Source organism: Rhodoferax sp. EU05-FHT12H12 (assembly GCF_058791215.1).
Genome location: NZ_JBYTDI010000005.1, coordinates 35,421 through 54,149 on the forward strand (window position 1 = coordinate 35,421; position 18,729 = coordinate 54,149).

Here is an 18,729-nt window from a genome sequence, read left to right on the forward strand (position 1 = left end):
TTGTGTGTTTTTGAACTTGAAAGAAACCAATGAGCGCAATTGTTGATATCGTCGGTCGCGAAATTCTGGACTCCCGCGGCAACCCCACCGTAGAGTGCGACGTGTTGCTGGAGTCGGGCACCATGGGTCGTGCAGCCGTGCCCTCTGGCGCATCCACCGGTTCGCGCGAGGCCATTGAGCTGCGCGACGGCGACAAGAAGCGTTACCTGGGCAAGGGCGTTCTGAAGGCTGTTGAACACATCAACACTGAAATCTCCGAAGCCGTGTTGGGCCTCGATGCCTCCGAACAAGCTTTCCTGGACAAGACCCTGATTGACCTGGACGGCACCGAGAACAAAAGCCGCTTGGGCGCCAACGCAATGTTGGCCGTGTCCATGGCCGTCGCCCGTGCAGCGGCCGAAGAAGCCGGCCTCCCCCTGTACCGTTACTTCGGCGGCATGGGCAGTGTGCAAATGCCCGTGCCCATGATGAACGTCATGAACGGAGGTGAGCACGCGAACAACAACCTCGACCTGCAAGAGTTGATGATCATCCCCGTGGGCGCGCCCAGCTTCCGCGAAGCCCTGCGCTGGGGTGCCGAAGTGTTCCACGCACTGAAAAAGATTCTGCATGACCAAGGTATCAGCACCGCCGTGGGTGATGAAGGTGGCTTTGCGCCCAACGTGGCCAACCACGAAGCTGCCATTCAAATGATCCTGCAAGCGATCGACAAGGCTGGCTATGTGGCCGGCGAACAAATCGCTTTGGGCCTGGACTGCGCCGCTTCCGAGTTCTACAAGGATGGCAAGTACGAGCTGGAAGGTGAAGGCCTGAGTCTGACTGCCCAAGAGTGGACCGACATGCTGGCGACTTGGGTCGACAAATACCCCATCATCTCCATTGAAGACGGCATGGCCGAAGGCGACTGGGATGGCTGGAAGGTCTTGACCGACCGCTTGGGCGCCAAAGTGCAAATCGTGGGTGACGATTTGTTCGTGACCAATACCAAGATCCTGAAAGAAGGTATCGACAAGGGCATTGCCAACTCGATCCTGATCAAGATCAACCAGATCGGTACGCTGTCTGAAACCTTCGCCGCCATTGAAATGGCCAAGCGTGCCGGTTACACCGCCGTGATCAGCCACCGTTCGGGCGAAACCGAAGACTCCACCATCTCCGACATCGCGGTGGGCACCAACGCTGGTCAAATCAAGACCGGCTCCTTGAGCCGCTCCGACCGCATGGCCAAGTACAACCAGCTGCTGCGCATCGAAGAGGACTTGGGTGATGTGGCGGTGTACCCCGGCCGCGCCGCGTTCTATAACCTGAAGTAAATGGCCCCCACGCTCACCTACTTCGTGTCCTTTGCTGCCCCCCACGGGGGCAGCGTTGCGCCTTGGGGCGGCCCGGCGGCGCAACCCGCCGCACGGAGTTGAGCATGGCCAATCGCCTTGTTCCCGCTGCATTGATCGCCTTGCTGGTGATCTTGCACGGGCAACTGTGGTTCGGGCGGGGCAGTGTGCCCAATGTGTCCAGATTGGCGGCACAGTTGGATGCACAAAAGCAGCACAACACCCAGGCCACCCAAGCCAATGAACGTTTGGCGGCTGAAATCAGTGACCTGCGCGAAGGTCTGGAAATCGTGGAAGAGAAAGCCCGCGCCGAGCTTGGCATGGTCAAGGTCAACGAAATTTACGTGCAGATCGCACGCTAACTTCGGCGTTCCTACATGAAGATTGGTATTGTGGGCGCCGAGTGCAGCGGCAAATCCACGCTGTCCCACGCGCTTCACACCGCGCTGCAACCCCGCTACGGCTCCGTCGAACTCATCCCGGAATATCTGCGCACGTGGAGCGCACAGCACGGACGCCCACCACAAGCCCACGAACAATCGCACGTCGCCGACACACAAGCTGCGCGCATTGCACAGGCCCGGGCTGCCTGCGTGGTGGCAGACACAACCCCCCTTGTCACCGCTGTGTACAGCGACATGCTATTCCAGGACAACAGCCTGTACGCCGCCGCAATCGCGCTTCAGCGCAGCCTCGACGTCACCCTGCTGGCATGCCTTGATTTGCCATGGGTAGCCGATGGCATCCAGCGCGACGGCGTGGCCATGCAACGGCGTGTGGATGCCCGGTTGCGCGAAGTGCTGCTCGCACAACGGCTGCCGTTTGCCACGGTCTACGGCCTGGGTCCGCTGCGATTACAGGCAGCACTGCAAGCCATCACGCATGCCGACGCCAGGCAACGCGCACAGCTGCCAAGCACTGCGGGCCCCGCATGGGTCTGGGTATGCGACACCTGCTCCGATGCGGACTGCGAGCACCGACTGTTCAGCCGGCTCACACCAACGACCTCAGTGCGCGTCTGAACCACCGTCTACACGCTGCACGGGATCGGTGAACAGCTGCGCTGCATCGATCGGGTCAAAGCGGTGCTGGGCCCCGCAGAACTCACAGGACACTTCAATGTCTGCGCGCTCCGACAAGATGCTCTCCACTTCCTCACGTCCCAGGCTAACGATCATTTTGGCCACGCGTTCGCGGCTGCAACTGCAAACAAAACGGGGGGCAGTCTCACCCACCAGTGGCTCGAAGCGCGTGACCTGCTCTTCCCAGAACAGGCGGCGCAAAATTGTGTCCACATCCAGCGTCAACAGCTCCTCACGTTTGAGGCTGGCCGCCAGGGTGGCAATACGGTTGTAGTGCTCGTTGAGGCCAATCGCATCCTCGTTCTCCTTGGACACCATGCTGCCTGACAAATTGCTCTCGCCTTGCATGGGCAGACGCTGGATCAACAGGCCTGCGGCAACCTTGTCATCTGCGGCCAGCACCAGGGTAGTGTCGAGCTGCTCACTCTGCAGCATGTAATGTTCCAGCACCGCGCTGAGTTTTTCAATCGGGCGGCCATGGTCATCAAACAGCGGTACCACGCCCTGGTAAGGCTGCTGCCCTGGGAACTTGGTCTTGGGGTCCAGCGTGATGGCACAGCGCCCCTGGTTACTCACATTCACCATCTGACTCAGCGACAAATCGGCAGCCACGTCACCCGCCACCGTAGCCGTCGCGCGCAGCTTCAAGTCGGATTGAACTTCCACCACGGCCACCTGCACAGGACCATCCCCAAAGATCTGCAGCACCAGGGCACCGTCGAACTTGATGTTGGACTGCATCAGCACCGCTGCGGCCGTCATTTCTCCCAACATGTTTTGCACTGGTGCGGGGTAGGCGCCTGTGTGGGAGTTGGACGCACGGCGGCGTAGAACTTCCACCCAGGCGTCAGTCAAGCGCACCACGGCGCCACGTACCGGCAATCCATCAAACAAAAACTTGTGCAACTCCGACATGCACGTCTCCCTTCAAGCCAGCCCATGCAGGGCCAGCGGTTAAGCAATCTTTTTCAATCCGTTTTTGAAGCGGCGCGCATTCTCGATGTAATGCAGCGCACTCAGGCGCAAGCCGGCCTGCTGTTCCGCAGACAACTCCCGCACCACTTTGGCCGGACTGCCCAGGATCATGGAACCATCAGGAAATTCCTTGCCTTCCGTCACCAGTGATCCAGCACCCACAATACAGCCCTTGCCGATCTTGGCCCCATTGAGCACGATGGCACCAATGCCGATCAGTGAACCATCACCAATGGTGCAGCCATGCAACATGACCTGGTGGCCCACCGTGACGTTCTCGCCAATCGTCAGCGGCTTGCCGATATCCGCATGCAGCACGCTGGCATCCTGGATGTTGGAGCCCTTGCCAATGCGGATGGTCTCGGTGTCGCCGCGCACCACCGCACCAAACCAGACACTGGCATCCTCCGCCACGTCCACATCGCCCATCACCTGGGCACTGTCTGCCACCCAGGCCGATGCCGCAAGGCGTGGCGCAATCTGGTCGAGTTCGTAAATAGCCATGTCCATCCCCAGATTGCTGAAAAACTAGAATTGTAGAGATGGAACTTCGACACTGTGCGCTGCAAGCCTTTGAAATCTGTGATCCTGCCGCCAAGGTGGCGGCGCTACAGCGATTTGGGTCCCAACAGGCTACGCTGAATGTGGACCGCCACCACACCTTTGTCTGGCCCGAGCGCCCTGGGCGCCCGGGCCTGCCGCTGCTGGTCGAACCCAAAGAGGTGCCCAGGCGCTCGCCCTTCACGCCGGATGGCCATGCCGCGCTGCTGCACTCCATCACGCACATTGAATTTAATGCCATCAACCTTGCGCTGGATGCCGTCTGGCGCTTTGCCAATATGCCCGAGGCCTACTACCGCGACTGGATGCAGGTGGCACTGGAGGAGTCGCAGCACTTCCAGTCCTTGCAAATCCACTTGCAGCGCTGTGGCTACACCTATGGCAGTTTTTCCGCCCACGACGGGCTGTGGACCATGTGCGAGAACACCCGCCACGATGTGGTGGCCCGCATGGCTCTGGTCCCGCGCACCCTGGAAGCCCGGGGCCTGGATGCCACACCCCTGATTCAGGCCAAGCTGCGCAAGGTCGGCACGCCCCAGGCCCTGGAGGCCTGCGACATTCTGGACACCATCCTGCGCGAAGAAGTGGGCCACGTCGCCATCGGCAACCAATGGTTCCACTGGCTCTGCCAGCGCGAAGGGCTGGAGCCGGCCCCCTTTTATGCCCAAGCGGCCTTGCAGCATGCGGCGCCACGCCCCAAACCGCCCTTCAACCTGCTGGCCCGCAAACGCGCAGGCTTCACCGATGCCGAACTGGCTGTCCTGCAAGCCAGTGGGTTGACGCAGGTCTAGAATGGTCCGAACCCCGCACACCACCATGCCGCCTGACACAGCCTCCCACGCCACCGCCCCTGCAGGCCCTCTGGTCGCCATCGCACGCCAGGCCATTCTCGACAGCCAGCGCAACATCTTTGGCTACGAACTGTTTGACCGCTCTGTGGCTGCAGAACAGCACACAGCCTCCAGCGATGCCCAATTGCTCTTCAACCTCCTGTCCATGGCTGACACCCAGGCTTTGATGGAGAAGAAGGCCCTGTTCATCAACTGCACCCATGACAGCCTCGCCGGCGGCCACTTGGAGTTGGTAGCACCGGAGCAGATCGTGCTGGAAATCCCACCACTGCCGGTGACGCAGGTGGAGCAGATCCAGACCCGGCTTCCCACCCTGCTGGCCATGCGCGAGCGCGGATTTCGTCTGGCCTTTGACTACTCGGTGCTCACCCGCTCGTACGAGACCTGGCTGCCCCTGGCCTCCTTCATCAAGTTCGATCTGTCCGTACTCAAGCCCGCATCCATCAGTTCTTTCATCAAACTGGCACAGTCCAAATCGAGTGCACAGTTAGTGGCAGAAAAAGTAGAAACGTCACAGCAGTACGAGATGCTGCAGGAGCTGGGCGTGCAATTGTTTCAGGGCTACTGGTTTGCCAAACCAGTGCTTCTGGAGGGCCAGACCATACGCCCCGCGCAAGCGACCATCTTGCAACTCATCAACTTGGTACGCCAACAAGCCAGCACGCACGAAATTGAGGAAGTACTCAAGCGTGACCCCACGCTGTCCTTCAATCTGCTGCGCTTTATGAATTCGGCCAGCTTTGGCCTGCGCACCGAGGTGACCTCGTTCAAGCACGCGGTGATGTTGCTGGGCCTGAAGAAACTCTTCAAGTGGGCCGCCCTGCTTCTTACCACCTCGCAGACCGGTGAAGTGCCCCCTGCGGTGGGCAATACCGCCGTAGTGCGCGGCCGCCTGATGGAGTTGTTGACCACAGACTCCTTGCCGCCCGAGGAAAGTGACAACGCCTTCGTGGTGGGCATTTTCTCTCTGCTGGACACCTTGCTGGGCGTACCCATGCCGGCCGCCCTGGCCACACTAAGCCTGCCAGACACGGTGACCAACGCCCTGCTGTATGGCACCGGCCCCCTGGCGCCCTACCTGGCACTGGCCCAGGCCTGCGAGTCCGGTGACGACGAGACCTTTGCCAGCACATCGGTCGCACTGGGCCTGAGCAGCAACCAGGTCAACTGGGCACACTTGCAAGCTCTGGCCTGGGCCGAAACCCTGCTCGCCTAGGCGTCGTTGTCAGCCACGCGGGTGGTGCTGGGCGTGCAACGCCGCCAGGCGCTCCCGCGCTACATGCGTGTAGATGGTGGTTGTGGAGATGTCGGCATGGCCCAGCAGCATTTGCACCGAACGCAAATCGGCCCCGTGGTTGAGCAAGTGCGTTGCAAAAGCATGGCGCAGGGTATGTGGTGACATCGGCGCGCGAATGCCCGCATGCAAGGCATAACGCTTCACCAGCGCCCAAAACATCACACGCGTCATCGCCGTGCCAGCCTTGCTGCCGCGCACGGTCACAAACAGGTCCTGCGTTTGCTTGGGGCCCAGCAACTCTGGGCGAGCCTGCCCCAGGTAACGTTGCAACCAAACACCAGCCACTTCCCCAAAGGGCACCAAGCGCTCTTTGGACCCTTTGCCCATCACACGCAACACACCTTCGTTGAGCCCCACATTCAGCACGCGCAACTCCACCAGTTCGCTCACGCGCAGGCCACTGGCATACATCAGCTCCAGCATGGTGCGGTCGCGTACGCCCAGTGCTTCGCTGGTGTCAGGCGCTGCCAGCAAAGCCTCGACCTGCGCCTCGGTCAGGGTTTTGGGGATACGTGGGGCCTGCTTGGCGGCATCCAGCTTGAGGGTCGGGTCCTGCTGGACCATGCCCTCGCGCAAGGCCCAACGGAAATAACGGCGAAAGACGGTCAACCGCCGGTTGGCGGTGGTGGCCTTGGTCTGCCCATGCTGGGCCGCAAAATAACCCTGGATATGCAGTTCCTGCGCCGCCACGAGGGGAGTGGCCTGCAGCCATTGTGCGAACAGCGTGAGATCACGGCGGTAGGCCTGAAGGGTGTTTTTGGACAGCCCTTCTTCCAGCCACAACGCGTCGATAAAGGTATCGATCGTGGAGGTGTCTACGCCGCCCGCCGTCATTCCAGACGCAATTTGGCGGACTCCACCACTTTTTTGTAGACCTCGAATTCGGCTTTGATTTGGGCCGAGAACTGCTCGGGGCTGTTGCCCTCGATCAAGGAGCCAGTTTCCTCAATACGCTTGCGCACGGCCGGGTCTTCCAGCACTTTGCGCACCGCCGCGTTCACCTTGTCCACCACCTCTTTGGGCAGACCCTTGGGACCGTAAATGCCATAGAAGGCCATGCGATTCACTGGCTCCAGCCCCACTTCCTTGAAGGTGGGCACATTGGGCAACTGGGCCAGCCGCTGGGGCGCAGACACCACGATGGGCACCAGGCGGCCACCCTGAATGAAAGGCAAGGCCGATGGCAGGTTGTCAAAAATCAGCGGCACCTGGCCCCCGACGGTGTCATTCAGGGCCGGGCCCGCACCGCGGTAGGGAATGTGGGTGATAAACACGCCCGCCAAGTTTTTGAACAACTCGGTCTGCATATGACCGATCCCCCCTGTGCCGGAGGAGGCATATGAGTACTTGCCGGGACTCTTTTTCAGCTCAGCTATAAAACCCTTGTAGTCCTTGGCAGGAAAACTCGGGTGCACGGCAATCACATTGGGCGTGGCCGCGATGTTGACGATGGGCGTGAAATCGGTGAGCGGGTTGTACGGGTTCTTGGGGTTGATCGCCGGGTTGGCCGCCACCGTGGACACCGTGGCAATGCCCAACGAATAGCCATCGGGCACGGACTTGGCCGTCTCGTTGGCACCGACCACGCCACCACCGCCGGCCTTGTTTTCCACAATCACACTCTGGCCCAGCACCTTGCCCAGCGGATCGGCAATCACGCGGGCAATGATGTCGGTCGTACCACCGGGTGCGAAGGGCACTTGCAGCTTGATGATTTTGTTGGGGTAGCCCTGGGCCAGCGCCGCGCTGGATGCGGCTAGCAAACCCACGGCAAACAGAACTCTACGGTGCATGGCAATCTCCTATGTATGCCGCGCATGGTACCCGCATGAAAGCCGACACGGGCTTACACGCCCACCCCGTGAAAACCCGAACCCGAGCCACCCGGCTGCTATCCTTCAAGGGTGAACTACGCCCAACTCCTTTTCCCCGATTTCTCTCTCATCCTGCTCGGGTACCTGGTCTGTCGCTACACCGCGCTGAATCGGCCGGTATGGGAACAGGTCGAGTCACTGGTGTACTACTTTTTGTTCCCGGTGCTGCTGTTTCACTCGATTGTGAAAAGCCCGCTGGACCTGGGCACTGCCTCCAGCCTCATCGGCGCGGGCTGGGCCACCGGCCTGATGGGTATCGCCATGGCCTACGCCCTGCCCCGCCTGCCCTGGCTGGGCAGCCACATCGACGCACGGGACCATGCCTCCAGCGCACAGATTGCCTTCCGCTTCAATTCGTTCATCGGATTGGCCATTGCAGACCGTTTGGCGGGGCCGCAGGGCTTGCAACTGATCGCCGTGCTGATCGGCGTGTGTGTGCCACTGTTCAATGTGGCTGCTGTGTGGCCCATGGCCAAACACGCACAACGCGGTTTTGCGCGTGAGCTGCTGCGCAATCCGCTGATCATCGCCACGGCATCGGGGCTGATAGCCAATCTCCTGGGCTTCAGCATCCCCGTCTGGCTGGAACCCACCGTCACGCGATTGGGTGCAGCTTCGCTGGCTTTGGGCCTGATGGCCGCTGGTGCTGGCATGCAGCTCAACGCACTGGCGCGTGGCAAAGCATTGGCCGTGTCGGTACTGGTGATTCGCCACGCACTCACGCCTGTCGCAGCTTTGGGCGTAGCCCTGCTCTTTGAACTCAACCCCACCCAAACCACCATGCTGCTGGCCTTCTCGGCCCTGCCCACCGCGTCGAGCTGTTATGTGCTGGCCGCCCGGATGGGCTATGACGGTGCCTTTGTTGCCGGCCTGGTCACCCTGTCCACCCTGTTTGGCATGGCCAGCCTGCCATTTGCACTGGGCGTGCTGCGATACCTCTAGGCACACTCAGTACCAATGCTGCAAGGCCTCGGCGTGCAGTGCATGGCGTTGCTTGTCCTGGGGCACCCAAGACTCCGCACTGCAGGCCGCACGGGTCAGAAAATCCAGCATCCACAGGTGGCGACGCAACACACGTTCCTGCCGGTGCCCGATCAGCGGGTTGAAGATGCCATGGCGGCTGAATAGCTGGCGCGGATTCTTTTTGATCCACAGCCACGACCCCATCTCCAGCGTGAGCGGCAAAAACACCCGCTCGGGCACCACACGCGACTTCAGGTAAAGGTGGTCCCACAGGTCGCCATGGGCCAAGTACTGCAGGCTTTGCGGCTCAAACACATAGGGGTGGTGGTTGTAGGTCTGACGGAAGATGGCCTGCAGCGCATACATCTCGGCCAGATGGTGCAGCGCCTGACGGGTGTGGGCAAACGGAAACCACAGCCGGTCCTGCACGCCGAAGCCCGAATGGCAGTCCACCGACATGCTGAACGGCCGCGGCAGCAGCTCCTGCGCCACCACCTCACACACGGCCTGGTTTTCTTCTTCCATGGGGGCGCCCGCCATGCCACGGTACCAGGGCAGGCGCGCGCTCAGGCGCTGGCCGCCCACCAGTGCGGGCACCGGCTCCAGCGCATCCACCGGGGCGTTGCGCATCAGGTCCACACCACGCGGGTTGGCACGTGTGCCCAAGGCCATGCCACCGGGGTTGACCAGGGGCATGAACACCAAGCGCAAGGATTCGAGCTGGCGGTGCAAGGTGTGGTCCCAGGTCAGGCGCATCACGATGCTCTGCAGGTAGGCAATCACCACCTCGGCACCGATGCGCTCCAGGCCGTGCACACCGCCAAAAAAACCAATGGCTGGTACCTGCGGGTCCGGGTTGCCCAGGGCAATGGCGTAAACCGGCAAAGCAGTGCCATGGCAGTCCACCTCGCGTACCACACGGGTCTGCACGCGGCTGCCGGCCAGCTGCAGAATGCGTTCCAGTTCGGTCAGGGCATCGAGGGCGCGTGGTGACAAAGGCAAAGCTCCAGATAACGCGCCAGCATAGTGGGGCGCAGCCTTCGGTGCAGCCTGTTTGTGCGGGCTGATGCCATGCCACCACAGTGCCATCAAAGCGTCACATTCGCCACCTAGAGTGGCCACATCTGCAACCCGCCGGGAGCCTTCCATGATCCTCAAACTGCTTGGACTGCAACGTTTGCTCGACGAACTGTTCGAAGACAACTGGCTGGAGCCAGTGGCGCTGATCGAAGTCTGATGCGCCACCACTCCGCCCCCCGCCGCAACCACTTGCTGCCCTGGCTGGCCGTCACGCTAGCCCTGGTGCAGGGCATGGGCGAACTGCTGGCCCTGCAACGCACGCGACTGCCCCGCCCACGCCGCTGACCCTACACTGCGCGCATGAAATGGTTCAAGCGCCTGGCGGTGGTCATCCTGTTGGTCTTGGCCGTCGGCGCCGCCGTGCTGGCCTGGTTGCTCAGCCATCCACCCGGCCTGGACGGCCTGAGCGCCCTGCGCTGGCAGCCCCCCACACCCGCACAAACACCTTTGCGCGTGAGTTTTCTGGGTGTGGCCACGGTGTTGCTGGACGACGGTGAAACCGCGCTGCTGACCGACGGATTTTTCTCCCGCCCCGACAAACTCACCACCTTTGTGCGCCAGGTGGAACCCGATGTGGCCGGCATTGCGGCCGGCATGCAGCGCGCTGGCATTCCGGCGCGCACCGGCAAGCTGGCCGCGGTCATTCCCCTGCACTCCCATTACGACCACGCCATGGACGCGCCCGAGGTGGCCCAGCGCACCGGAGCGCTGCTGCTGGGCTCCGGCTCCACAGCCATGGTGGGCCGCGGCTGGGGCCTGCCCGAGGCGCAGATCCGCACCGCAGAGCTGCGCAAGCCCTACACATTTGGGCGCTTCACCGTCACGCTGTACCCGGCGGTGCACACGCCCACCGGCTTTACCGGCGGCGAAATCACGACGCCGCTGAAGCCCCCCGTACGCGCCACCGAGTACAAGGAAGGCCAGAGTTATGTGGCCCACATCACGCACGACGGGCGCAGCCTGCTGATCACTGGCACTGCTGGCTTTGTGCCCGCTGCGCTACAGGGGGTGAAAGCAGATGTGGTCTTGCTGGGCATAGGGGCCATGGGCCCGCGCAGTGCGGAGCACAAGGCCGCCTACTGGCAGGAGACCGTGGCCACGGTGGGGGCGCGGCGCGTCATTCCCATCCACTGGGACGATTTCTGGATTCCGTCCACCCTGCCCATGCAGCCCATGCCCAAACCGCTGGATGACTTTGAGGCGTCCATGCAGTTCCTGCAGCAGCGGGCCGCCCAGGACCAGGTGGATATCCGGCTGCCGCTGGAGTGGCAGCCCATGGACGTGTTTGCGGGCCTGCCGCCCCCGCTCAAGTAAGCGAATCCAGCGTGGTCGTGCGCAAGCCTGCCGCACGCGCCTGCGCCAGAAAGCCCTGGCCTGCCGCCTCAAAGCCGGTGACCGGGCTCATACAGTCAGTCAGCAGTACCGTGGCCTGCAAGCGCTCGGCCGGCAGTTCCGCCATCAGATCCCCCACCGAGGCAGCGACGCAGTGACTCAGCGCCTCACCCGCTACTAAAAGCGTAGCAACTTGCGTAGACAGGGTGCGTATCAGGGGCTTGTTGAGCAAGGTTCTTTCGTCGTCAGCGCGCGGCACTTCGGCCTTGAAGGCACTGTACTGTTCGGTCATGGGGTTCTGGCCCTTGAGCACCTTGTGGCAGTTGCGTCCGGTGCTCTGCTCCCAGTGCGCAATCGCTGCGCTGAGCCCGCTGTGGATGTTGTGGCCCCAGGTGCCCAGCACGCAGTGCACCGGCCAGACGATGAGCTGGCGCTGTCCCGTGGCCTCCAGCGCCTGCAGGTAGGCCAGTACTTCGGCCGTCTTGTCGGCATGGCGCGGGCGGAAGGTACCGGCCTGCACATCGGCCTCGCGAATCAGCGTGAACGGTGCCACCGTGCCGCCATCCGCCTGCTGCCAAAAGGTGGTGCGCTCCACGCCCACGCTGGCGTGGGAGTCCAGCGTGACGGTGAGGCTTTGCACCTGGGTCGCATGCGTGGTCAGCCAGGCGGCGAGCCGGTCCATGTCAGCATTGGCGCCGGGCACCGGCAAGGCTGCACCCGGAATGTCCAGAAAGTCGTTTTGCGGGTCAATGACCAGCAGGTCGTAAGGCGTCATGGTCGGGGTTCACTCGGGGTCGTCGGATTGCAAGGCCCACTGCACATGCTCTTGCACCAGTGGGTCCGGGTGGTTGGTACGGCGTTGCAAGGACTGGACCATGGTGGCGCGCTGCACCGCACTCAAGCCCGTGCCATGCAGCGCATTGCCCAGGGCCACCGCCACATTGCGCAACCAACGCACGTGGCCGATGCGGCGGATCGGGCTGCCTTCGGTGTGCTTCAAAAACGTGTCTTCGGTCCAATCCAGCAGCGTGGCCAGTTGCTCACCGGCCAGGCCCTCGCGGGCGTCAAAGTCGGGCAGGCTGCTGCGCTGGGCAAACTTGTTCCAGGGGCAGACCAGCTGGCAGTCGTCGCAGCCGTAAATACGGTTGCCGATCAGCACCCGCATCTCCAATGGAATCGGGCCGGCGTGCTCGATGGTCAGGTAGGAAATGCAACGCCGCGCATCGAGCCGGTGCGGCGCGAGGATGGCCTGCGTGGGGCAAGCGCTGATACAGGCGCTGCAGCTGCCGCAGTGCGGCTCTACCGGTGCGCTGGCGGGCAGCGCCACGTCCACATAGATCTCGCCCAAGAAGAACATGGAGCCGGCCTCGCGGTTGAGCAGCAGCGTGTGTTTGCCGCGCCAGCCCTGGCCGCTGCGCGAGGCCAGCTCGGCCTCCAGCACCGGGGCCGAATCGGTGAACACGCGGTAGCCCAACGGGCCCATGTGGGCCGACAGCTGGTCGGCCAGTTTTTGCAGGCGGTTGCGCAGCACCTTGTGGTAGTCCCGCCCCCGCGCATAGAGCGACACAATACCCTCACCGGGGCGCTGCAGGCGCGCCAGCTCGGTGTCCTGCCAGCCCGGCTCGGTGGCCTGTGGCAGGTAGTCCATGCGCGCGGTGATGACGCTCACCGTGCCGGGCACCAGCTCGGCCGGGCGGGCGCGTTTGAGGCCGTGTTGGGCCATATAGCCCATGTCACCGTGGAAACCGTGCGACAACCAGGCCAATAAACCGGCCTCGGCGGACGACAAATCCACACCGGCCACGCCAATTTGGGAGAATCCAAGTTCCCGGGCCCAGGCCCGCACCTGCGCCACCAGCTGGTCGCCACTGAATTGAGCCTTGTCTTGCACGCTGTTGATCGTCACCACCCCATTGTAGAAAGCGCCACCCTGGTGTGGCCGGACGAAGCCGCTACCCAATCCTTTGCGCAGCACTGGGCCACGCAGCCTGCGCTGGCCAATGCCTTTGTGGCCCTGCATGGTGACCTGGGCGCTGGCAAGACCACACTGGTGCGCCACCTGCTGCAGGCGCTGGGCGTGACGGGCCGCATCAAGAGCCCCACCTACACCGTGGTGGAACCCTACGAGCTGGATGCGCTCAACATCTGGCACTTTGACTTCTACCGCTTCAACGACCCGCGCGAGTGGGAGGAAGCGGGCTTTCGTGACATCTTTGCCAGCCCTGGCCTGAAACTGGCCGAGTGGCCCGAAAAAGCCGCCGGTGTGCTTCCGGTGGCCGATGTGGACCTGCACATCCGCACACGGGACGACAGCAGCCGCAGCGTCACGCTGCAGGCCCACACCGCAGCGGGGCAGGCATTGCTGCAAGGGTTGCCGGGGGCAACCGCATGAAACGACGCACCCTGTTGCAAGCTGGCAGCGTGGTGCTCACGCTCGGTGCGGCCCACCTGGCGCGCGGCGCCACCATCATGACAGTGCGCGTGTGGCCCGCGCCCGAGTACTCGCGCGTCACCATCGAATCCGACGCGGCCTTGACCGCCAAACAAACCTTTGTGCCCAGCCCGCCACGCCTGGCAGTGGACATTGAAGGCATTACGCTCAACCCCGCGCTCAAGGAACTGGTGGCCAAGGTCAAGGCCGACGACCCCAATATTGCGGGCATCCGCGTGGGGCAGTTCACGCCCACGGTGGTGCGCCTGGTGGTGGACCTCAAGCACCCTATCAGGCCCCAGGTGTTTTCGCTCGCACCGGTGGCGGCCTACCAGCACCGGTTGGTGTTTGACCTCTACCCGGTGGACGAAGTGGACCCGCTGGAAGGCCTGATTGCTGACCGACTCAAGGACACGGCACCCAAGCCCGCCGCCGCCGCAAGCAAGCCTGCCGCCGACCCGCTGGATGCGCTGATTGCCCAGCACACACAGCGCCCCGCCTCCAGTGCGGCGGTGGCAGCAGGCCCCAACGCTCCTAAAACAGGAGCTACTCGCGCAGATTCCACGGGGGCTACAGGCCTAAATGGCACTAAACCGCCAGCACCTGCCGCCCCCGGAAGCGCCACCGAACGCCTGATCATCATTGCCCTGGACCCCGGCCATGGCGGCGAAGACCCCGGCGCGGTGGGGCCTGGCGGCACCAAAGAAAAAGACGTGGTGCTCAAACTGGCCCACCTGCTACGCGAGCGCATCAACAACGCCACCGTGAACGGCAGCGCCATGCGCGCCTACCTGACGCGCGATGCCGACTTCTTTGTGCCACTTGGCACGCGCGTGCAGAAGGCGCGTCGCGTGCAGGCCGACCTGTTTGTGAGCCTGCATGCCGACGCCTTCTTCACCCCCGACCCGCAGGGTGCCAGCGTGTTTGCACTGAGCCAGGGCGGTGCATCCAGCAGCGCCGCGCGCTGGATGGCGGCCAAGGAAAACAAGGCGGATTTGATTGGCGGCCTGAACGTGAAGGCCAAGGACGCTACCGTGCAGCGCGCCCTGCTGGACATGAGCACCACCGCCCAGATCAACGACAGCCTCAAGCTCGGCAGCAACCTGCTGGGCGAAATCAAACGCGTGGGCAAGCTGCACAAGCCCAAAGTGGAGCAAGCGTCTTTTGCCGTCCTCAAGGCCCCCGACATCCCCAGCGTGCTGGTGGAGGCCGCCTTCATCAGCAACCCCAGTGAAGAGGTCAAACTCAACAGCGAGGCCTACCAGAACCAGCTGGCCGATGCGCTGATGCGCGGCATCCTGGCTTACTTCGCCAAGAACCCGCCGTTGGCGCGCAACCGGACGACGAGTTGAAGGAGCGCCTCGGCCAGAATCGAAATGGCTGTCAAATCACCGCTTGATTGGGCCATTGAACCTAAGGACTAACCCTAGACTGGTTGTTTCATCAACGCAGCGGAAGGGAGGTCGTCATGGTCCAGGCAGGGGGTATAGAAACACCGGTCGTTCATTCTGAGAATTTGCCATTTCGGGTGGAGATTGCATCCGACGCACACATGGACGGCGTGATCCAGCTGCGCGCAGCCTCCTACGGCAAACACCTCCCCGAACTCGGCGCCAAGCTGCGCGAAGCGGAGGCCGCCGACTTTGAGGTGGGCTGCGAAGTGTTCGTCGCCACGTCCAAGCTCGACGGCAGCGTACTCGGCACCTTGCGCACCCATGCCAACATCATGAAGGCTCTGCCACTGCAACACTCGCTGCAGCTGCCCACTCGCTTTAGCGCAAGCCGCATGGTGGAGACCACGCGCCTGTGCATCAAGGGCAACCCCCATTCTTCCGTGGTGCGCAGCGCCCTGTTCAAGGCTTTGCACCGCTATTGCCTGGACCAAAACGTGGACTGGATGATGGCCGCAGGCCGCCGGCCCGTGGACCGGATTTACGACAGCCTGCACTTCCAGGATGTGGGCGTGGCCCGCAGCTTTTACCCCATGGCCCATGCCAACGGGGTGCCCCACCGCGTGATGTGCCTGGACCCGCAAGACGTCCAGCCCCTGTGGCTGGAGTCGCAGCACAACCTGTACCGCTTCTTCTTTGAAACGCAGCATCCGGATATCGACCTGTCAGGGGCCAAGTCCATCCGCTTCAACTGGCAATGCCCCGCGGTGCAGGCCGCACCCGCTTCGACCGTCCCCTCGCACGGTGGCGTTCCCGCCAACCAAAACTGGGCCAAGGGAGCGGCCTTGGCCCACTGAAGACACACCAGCACCAAGCGCTGCTCAATGCCGATCGTCGCGCCGCGAGTCCTGGAACAGGGACAGCGTGGCGTCTGCTTGGGTTTGCAGTTGTTTAACAAAAGCCAGGATCTCCGGATCCTGGATGAAGTCGGCACCGCTGCTGGCAGCCAGGATTTTTTCTGGCTCCACCGGTTTGCTGATGCCATAGCCTTGGGCATAGTCGATGCCGGCGTCTACCAGCGCGCGGATGGTGAGCAGGTCTTCGGCAAACTCACCGACAGACTTCATGCCCAGGCTGTTCACCAACCCGCCGATTGCCATGATGATGGCCATGCCGGACTGGCTGCGCGCGGCATCCCGTACCAGTGAACCGTCCAGCTTGAGGGCATCCACCGAGAGGCCTTTGAGGTAGCCGAACGAAGAATATCCGGCTCCAAAATCGTCCAACCCCACCTTGGCCCCCATGGAGCGCACGCGGTCGATAAAGCGCTGCATATTGCGCATATCGGTGATGGCCACGGTTTCGGTGATTTCGATGCAGATTTTGGAGAGCGCCTGCGGGTGCTGCTCGAACAGGGCGAACAGCTCGGCCGTGAAAAACTCGTCGTTGAGCGAGCCCCCCGAGAGGTTGACTCCGACAAAGTGGGTGCGCTCCAGGTTCTGGGCGTTGCGCTCCAGCCAATCGATGGCGGTGGTTACCACCCAACGGTCAATGATGGCCGTTTTGCCATGCGCCTCGGCCGCTTCGATGATGGTGGCTGCGGGCACCACCGAGCCATCGGGTTTGCGCAGGCGCACCAGAATCTCGAAGTTCAGCGAGTCAAAGGGGCGACTCAGGGACAACTCCGGCTGCATCACCAAAAACAAACCCTGGGGCGTCTCGCCACGCTCCAGGCAGTTGATCAGGTCTAGCTCGTCCTGGTGCTGCTGGAAGAAGCGGTCACCCGACTCCATCACCACCAGGCGCTGAGTGCTGCGCTTCTTGGCCATGCGACACAGGGTGTCGGCAGCAGACACCACGTCTTTCAGCGGTGACTGCCCAAAACGCGCCATGCCCACCAGCCCCCCGGACACATCCAGCGAAAAACTCTGGTTGTCGATCTGAAACGGCGTGGAGCCGATCAACATGGCAATGCTGTTGCAGCTGGCCTCGCTGTCTTCCATGCTGGCGCGGGAGAACACGATCACAAACTCGTCTCCGCCAATCCGGGCCAATTTATCCTTGCGCTGCAGCACACTGCCCATGCGCTCGGCCACCTGCTTCAGCACATTATCTCCGGCCGTATGCCCGTACAGGTCATTGATGAGCTTGAAGCGGTCCAGGTCAAAGTAGGCCAAGGCGCTGGGCTGGTAGTCCGGCTTTTCAGCTTCCAGCGCCAGGCCGCGCAGGTTCAGGCAGCCCGTCAACGGGTCGTGGCTGGCCAGGTACTCCAGGCGCTGCGTGGCCAACACGCGTTCTGTGATGTCCTGCAAGGAGCATTCGATGGTGTTGCCATCCACCGTCGACGCATTGATGGCAAACCAGCTCGGCTCCCCGGCGCGCGGCAGCAAGGTCTGCGTTTGCAGGTCCACCGAGGTGCTGTGCCGAGCGCTGTGCAGCGCCAGCACTTGCTCCACCACCGCCCCATCAAACCAGTCCTTCAAACCCATTGGCTCCACCTGGGCGGTGCGCCGCAACATGGCGTGGAAGGCCGGGTTGGCTTTGATGATTGTCTGGCCCCGCCCGATGGTGAACAGGCCCACCGGGGAGTCCTGGTACGCCGCCTCCAGCAGCTTCTGGGCGCGCTGGTTCTGCAAGCGGTGGAAACGCATGTGCTCGGCCACCGCCGCCGAGGCCAGCAGGGCCGAGGCAATCGCGGCGGTCACGCTGTTGAGCCCAGCCATCAAGGAGCGCTGCCCCGTGGCCGCAGCCACCACCTCGTTCATGCTGGCGACCAGCGTCACCGTGATGGAGGCGGCGTACCAGCCCGCCACGCGCGAATGGGTGTGGCGCAAAATCTTGACGAGATAAAAAATCATCACGACCACCACCGACACGGTGGCGGCCCAGAGGAGGGGCAGCGTGCGTTCAAACGAAAAGAATGCGCAGAAGACGATGACCAGCAGCGCGCTGAGCTGATGCAAGGTCAATGCCCAGCTCGCCTTGATTTCTTTCAGCTCGTCCTTGAACAAAAGACTGAACAAGCCGATCGTCATGGCGTAATACATGCACACGGTCCATTGACGTGCCAACACCAGATAGGCGGGCTGGATGGCATAGCCAAAAATCTCAAAATCGGTCCCAGCGGAAATGCCCGCCATACGCATATTGAGCAGCAACCAGCCGACGAAAGTCCAATACAAACCGCTGCGATTCACCAAAGCCGTGAGCAACATAAAAATTGCCAACACGCCAATACCCGCTTCCAGCATCACCCCCGTCTTCTTATGGGCCAATTGGGCTCCAGCTAAGGCGCCCGCCTCCCACAGGTCCGCCGAAATCCTGGCCGGACCGCGGTATGCCGACTGACAGACTAACGACAGGGAGTCCTCTCGCAACGGCAGGCGAAGCGCAAAGCCCGCACGACTGGCGCGCAACGCACCGCTCACAGCGAAACGATCCCCCTCACCCAGCAACTGTCCTGTCTGTCCATCCCAGCAAGCCAGCCGCATGGCATGACGGGATGGGAAATCAAGATCCGATACCTGACCTAGGGCCTGTGCCGGCAACTCCAGGGTGAAC

General features: G+C 62.5%; 19 protein-coding genes. 11 read left to right on the plus strand and 8 right to left on the minus strand.

The window, feature by feature from the left end:
• The first annotated feature begins 29 nt into the window (after positions 1 to 29).
• The 3 genes from eno to AC3WS7_RS14685 all read left to right on the plus strand — a co-directional run bounded on the left by eno (position 30) and on the right by AC3WS7_RS14685 (position 2,353).
• Complete coding sequence (eno, locus tag AC3WS7_RS14675) at positions 30 to 1,313, plus strand: phosphopyruvate hydratase (RefSeq protein ID WP_296471702.1); 1,284 nt, start codon at positions 30 to 32, stop codon at positions 1,311 to 1,313.
• A 104-nt stretch (positions 1,314 to 1,417) separates the two neighbouring features.
• Complete coding sequence (locus AC3WS7_RS14680; protein WP_492656874.1) at positions 1,418 to 1,693, plus strand: septum formation initiator family protein; 276 nt, start codon at positions 1,418 to 1,420, stop codon at positions 1,691 to 1,693.
• Between the two features lie 15 nt (positions 1,694 to 1,708).
• Entirely contained in the window at positions 1,709 to 2,353 is a 645-nt protein-coding gene (locus tag AC3WS7_RS14685; RefSeq protein WP_492656875.1) for an AAA family ATPase, read from the plus strand.
• Here the strand turns inward: AC3WS7_RS14685 and hslO are convergent.
• Both hslO and AC3WS7_RS14695 read right to left on the minus strand, forming a co-directional pair.
• Entirely contained in the window at positions 2,339 to 3,328 is a 990-nt protein-coding gene (hslO, locus tag AC3WS7_RS14690; RefSeq protein ID WP_296471707.1) for an Hsp33 family molecular chaperone HslO, read from the minus strand. The two genes, AC3WS7_RS14685 and hslO, sit on opposite strands and share 15 nt — an antisense overlap.
• A 39-nt stretch (positions 3,329 to 3,367) precedes the next feature.
• Complete coding sequence (locus AC3WS7_RS14695) at positions 3,368 to 3,892, minus strand: gamma carbonic anhydrase family protein (RefSeq protein WP_492656876.1); 525 nt, start codon at positions 3,890 to 3,892, stop codon at positions 3,368 to 3,370.
• Positions 3,893 to 3,930: 38 nt separating this feature from the next.
• On the opposite strand from AC3WS7_RS14695, the gene AC3WS7_RS14700 reads away from it, so the two are divergent.
• Both AC3WS7_RS14700 and AC3WS7_RS14705 read left to right on the plus strand, forming a co-directional pair.
• Positions 3,931 to 4,740 carry a ferritin-like domain-containing protein gene (locus tag AC3WS7_RS14700; protein ID WP_492656877.1) on the plus strand — a complete coding sequence of 270 codons (810 nt, stop codon included), beginning with the start codon at positions 3,931 to 3,933 and terminating at the stop codon, positions 4,738 to 4,740.
• 25 nt (positions 4,741 to 4,765) lie between these two features.
• Positions 4,766 to 6,016: an EAL and HDOD domain-containing protein gene (locus AC3WS7_RS14705; protein ID WP_296471853.1), complete on the plus strand. Its 1,251-nt coding sequence runs from the start codon at positions 4,766 to 4,768 to the stop codon at positions 6,014 to 6,016.
• Between the two features lie 9 nt (positions 6,017 to 6,025).
• Here AC3WS7_RS14705 and xerD read toward each other — a convergent pair whose 3' ends face one another.
• Together xerD and AC3WS7_RS14715 are read right to left on the minus strand one after the other, a co-directional pair.
• Entirely contained in the window at positions 6,026 to 6,931 is a 906-nt protein-coding gene (gene xerD / locus AC3WS7_RS14710) for a site-specific tyrosine recombinase XerD (protein WP_492656878.1), read from the minus strand.
• On the minus strand, positions 6,928 to 7,890 hold the full coding sequence (locus AC3WS7_RS14715; protein ID WP_296471714.1) for a tripartite tricarboxylate transporter substrate binding protein BugE: 963 nt from the start codon (positions 7,888 to 7,890) through the stop codon (positions 6,928 to 6,930). Before AC3WS7_RS14715 ends, xerD begins: the two co-directional genes overlap by 4 nt.
• Before the next feature lie 111 nt (positions 7,891 to 8,001).
• Between AC3WS7_RS14715 and AC3WS7_RS14720 the strand changes: the two genes are divergently transcribed.
• Positions 8,002 to 8,913 (plus strand): AEC family transporter, encoded by a 912-nt coding sequence (locus tag AC3WS7_RS14720; RefSeq protein WP_492656879.1) that lies wholly within the window; start codon positions 8,002 to 8,004, stop codon positions 8,911 to 8,913.
• Positions 8,914 to 8,919: 6 nt separating this feature from the next.
• On the opposite strand, the gene AC3WS7_RS14725 is transcribed toward AC3WS7_RS14720, so the two are convergent.
• On the minus strand, positions 8,920 to 9,930 hold the full coding sequence (locus AC3WS7_RS14725) for a M14 family zinc carboxypeptidase (RefSeq protein WP_492656880.1): 1,011 nt from the start codon (positions 9,928 to 9,930) through the stop codon (positions 8,920 to 8,922).
• A 240-nt stretch (positions 9,931 to 10,170) separates the two neighbouring features.
• Between AC3WS7_RS14725 and AC3WS7_RS14730 the strand changes: the two genes are divergently transcribed.
• Both AC3WS7_RS14730 and AC3WS7_RS14735 read left to right on the plus strand, forming a co-directional pair.
• Entirely contained in the window at positions 10,171 to 10,299 is a 129-nt protein-coding gene (locus tag AC3WS7_RS14730; RefSeq protein WP_296471720.1) for a hypothetical protein, read from the plus strand.
• A 15-nt stretch (positions 10,300 to 10,314) separates the two neighbouring features.
• The gene (locus tag AC3WS7_RS14735; RefSeq protein WP_492656881.1) at positions 10,315 to 11,328 is read left to right on the plus strand and encodes an MBL fold metallo-hydrolase; all 1,014 of its coding nucleotides are present in this window, start codon (positions 10,315 to 10,317) and stop codon (positions 11,326 to 11,328) included.
• On the opposite strand, the gene AC3WS7_RS14740 is transcribed toward AC3WS7_RS14735, so the two are convergent.
• Together AC3WS7_RS14740 and queG are read right to left on the minus strand one after the other, a co-directional pair.
• Positions 11,321 to 12,121, minus strand: a complete 801-nt coding sequence (locus AC3WS7_RS14740; RefSeq protein WP_492656882.1) for a cysteine hydrolase family protein — start codon at positions 12,119 to 12,121, stop codon at positions 11,321 to 11,323. The genes AC3WS7_RS14735 and AC3WS7_RS14740 overlap by 8 nt on opposite strands.
• Before the next feature lie 9 nt (positions 12,122 to 12,130).
• Entirely contained in the window at positions 12,131 to 13,192 is a 1,062-nt protein-coding gene (gene queG, locus AC3WS7_RS14745; protein WP_492657040.1) for a tRNA epoxyqueuosine(34) reductase QueG, read from the minus strand.
• A 39-nt stretch (positions 13,193 to 13,231) separates the two neighbouring features.
• Here queG and tsaE point away from each other — a divergent pair, with 39 nt between their 5' ends.
• From tsaE to AC3WS7_RS14760, 3 genes are all read left to right on the plus strand, one after another.
• Positions 13,232 to 13,738: a tRNA (adenosine(37)-N6)-threonylcarbamoyltransferase complex ATPase subunit type 1 TsaE gene (gene tsaE / locus AC3WS7_RS14750; protein WP_492656883.1), complete on the plus strand. Its 507-nt coding sequence runs from the start codon at positions 13,232 to 13,234 to the stop codon at positions 13,736 to 13,738.
• Positions 13,735 to 15,129: an N-acetylmuramoyl-L-alanine amidase gene (locus tag AC3WS7_RS14755; RefSeq protein WP_492656884.1), complete on the plus strand. Its 1,395-nt coding sequence runs from the start codon at positions 13,735 to 13,737 to the stop codon at positions 15,127 to 15,129. Before tsaE ends, AC3WS7_RS14755 begins: the two co-directional genes overlap by 4 nt.
• A gap of 200 nt (positions 15,130 to 15,329) precedes the next feature.
• The gene (locus tag AC3WS7_RS14760; RefSeq protein WP_492656885.1) at positions 15,330 to 16,025 is read left to right on the plus strand and encodes an N-acyl amino acid synthase FeeM domain-containing protein; all 696 of its coding nucleotides are present in this window, start codon (positions 15,330 to 15,332) and stop codon (positions 16,023 to 16,025) included.
• Positions 16,026 to 16,049: 24 nt separating this feature from the next.
• Here the strand turns inward: AC3WS7_RS14760 and AC3WS7_RS14765 are convergent, their stop codons facing one another.
• On the minus strand, positions 16,050 to 18,443 hold the full coding sequence (locus AC3WS7_RS14765) for an EAL domain-containing protein (protein WP_492656886.1): 2,394 nt from the start codon (positions 18,441 to 18,443) through the stop codon (positions 16,050 to 16,052).
• Between the last annotated feature and the right edge of the window lie 286 nt (positions 18,444 to 18,729).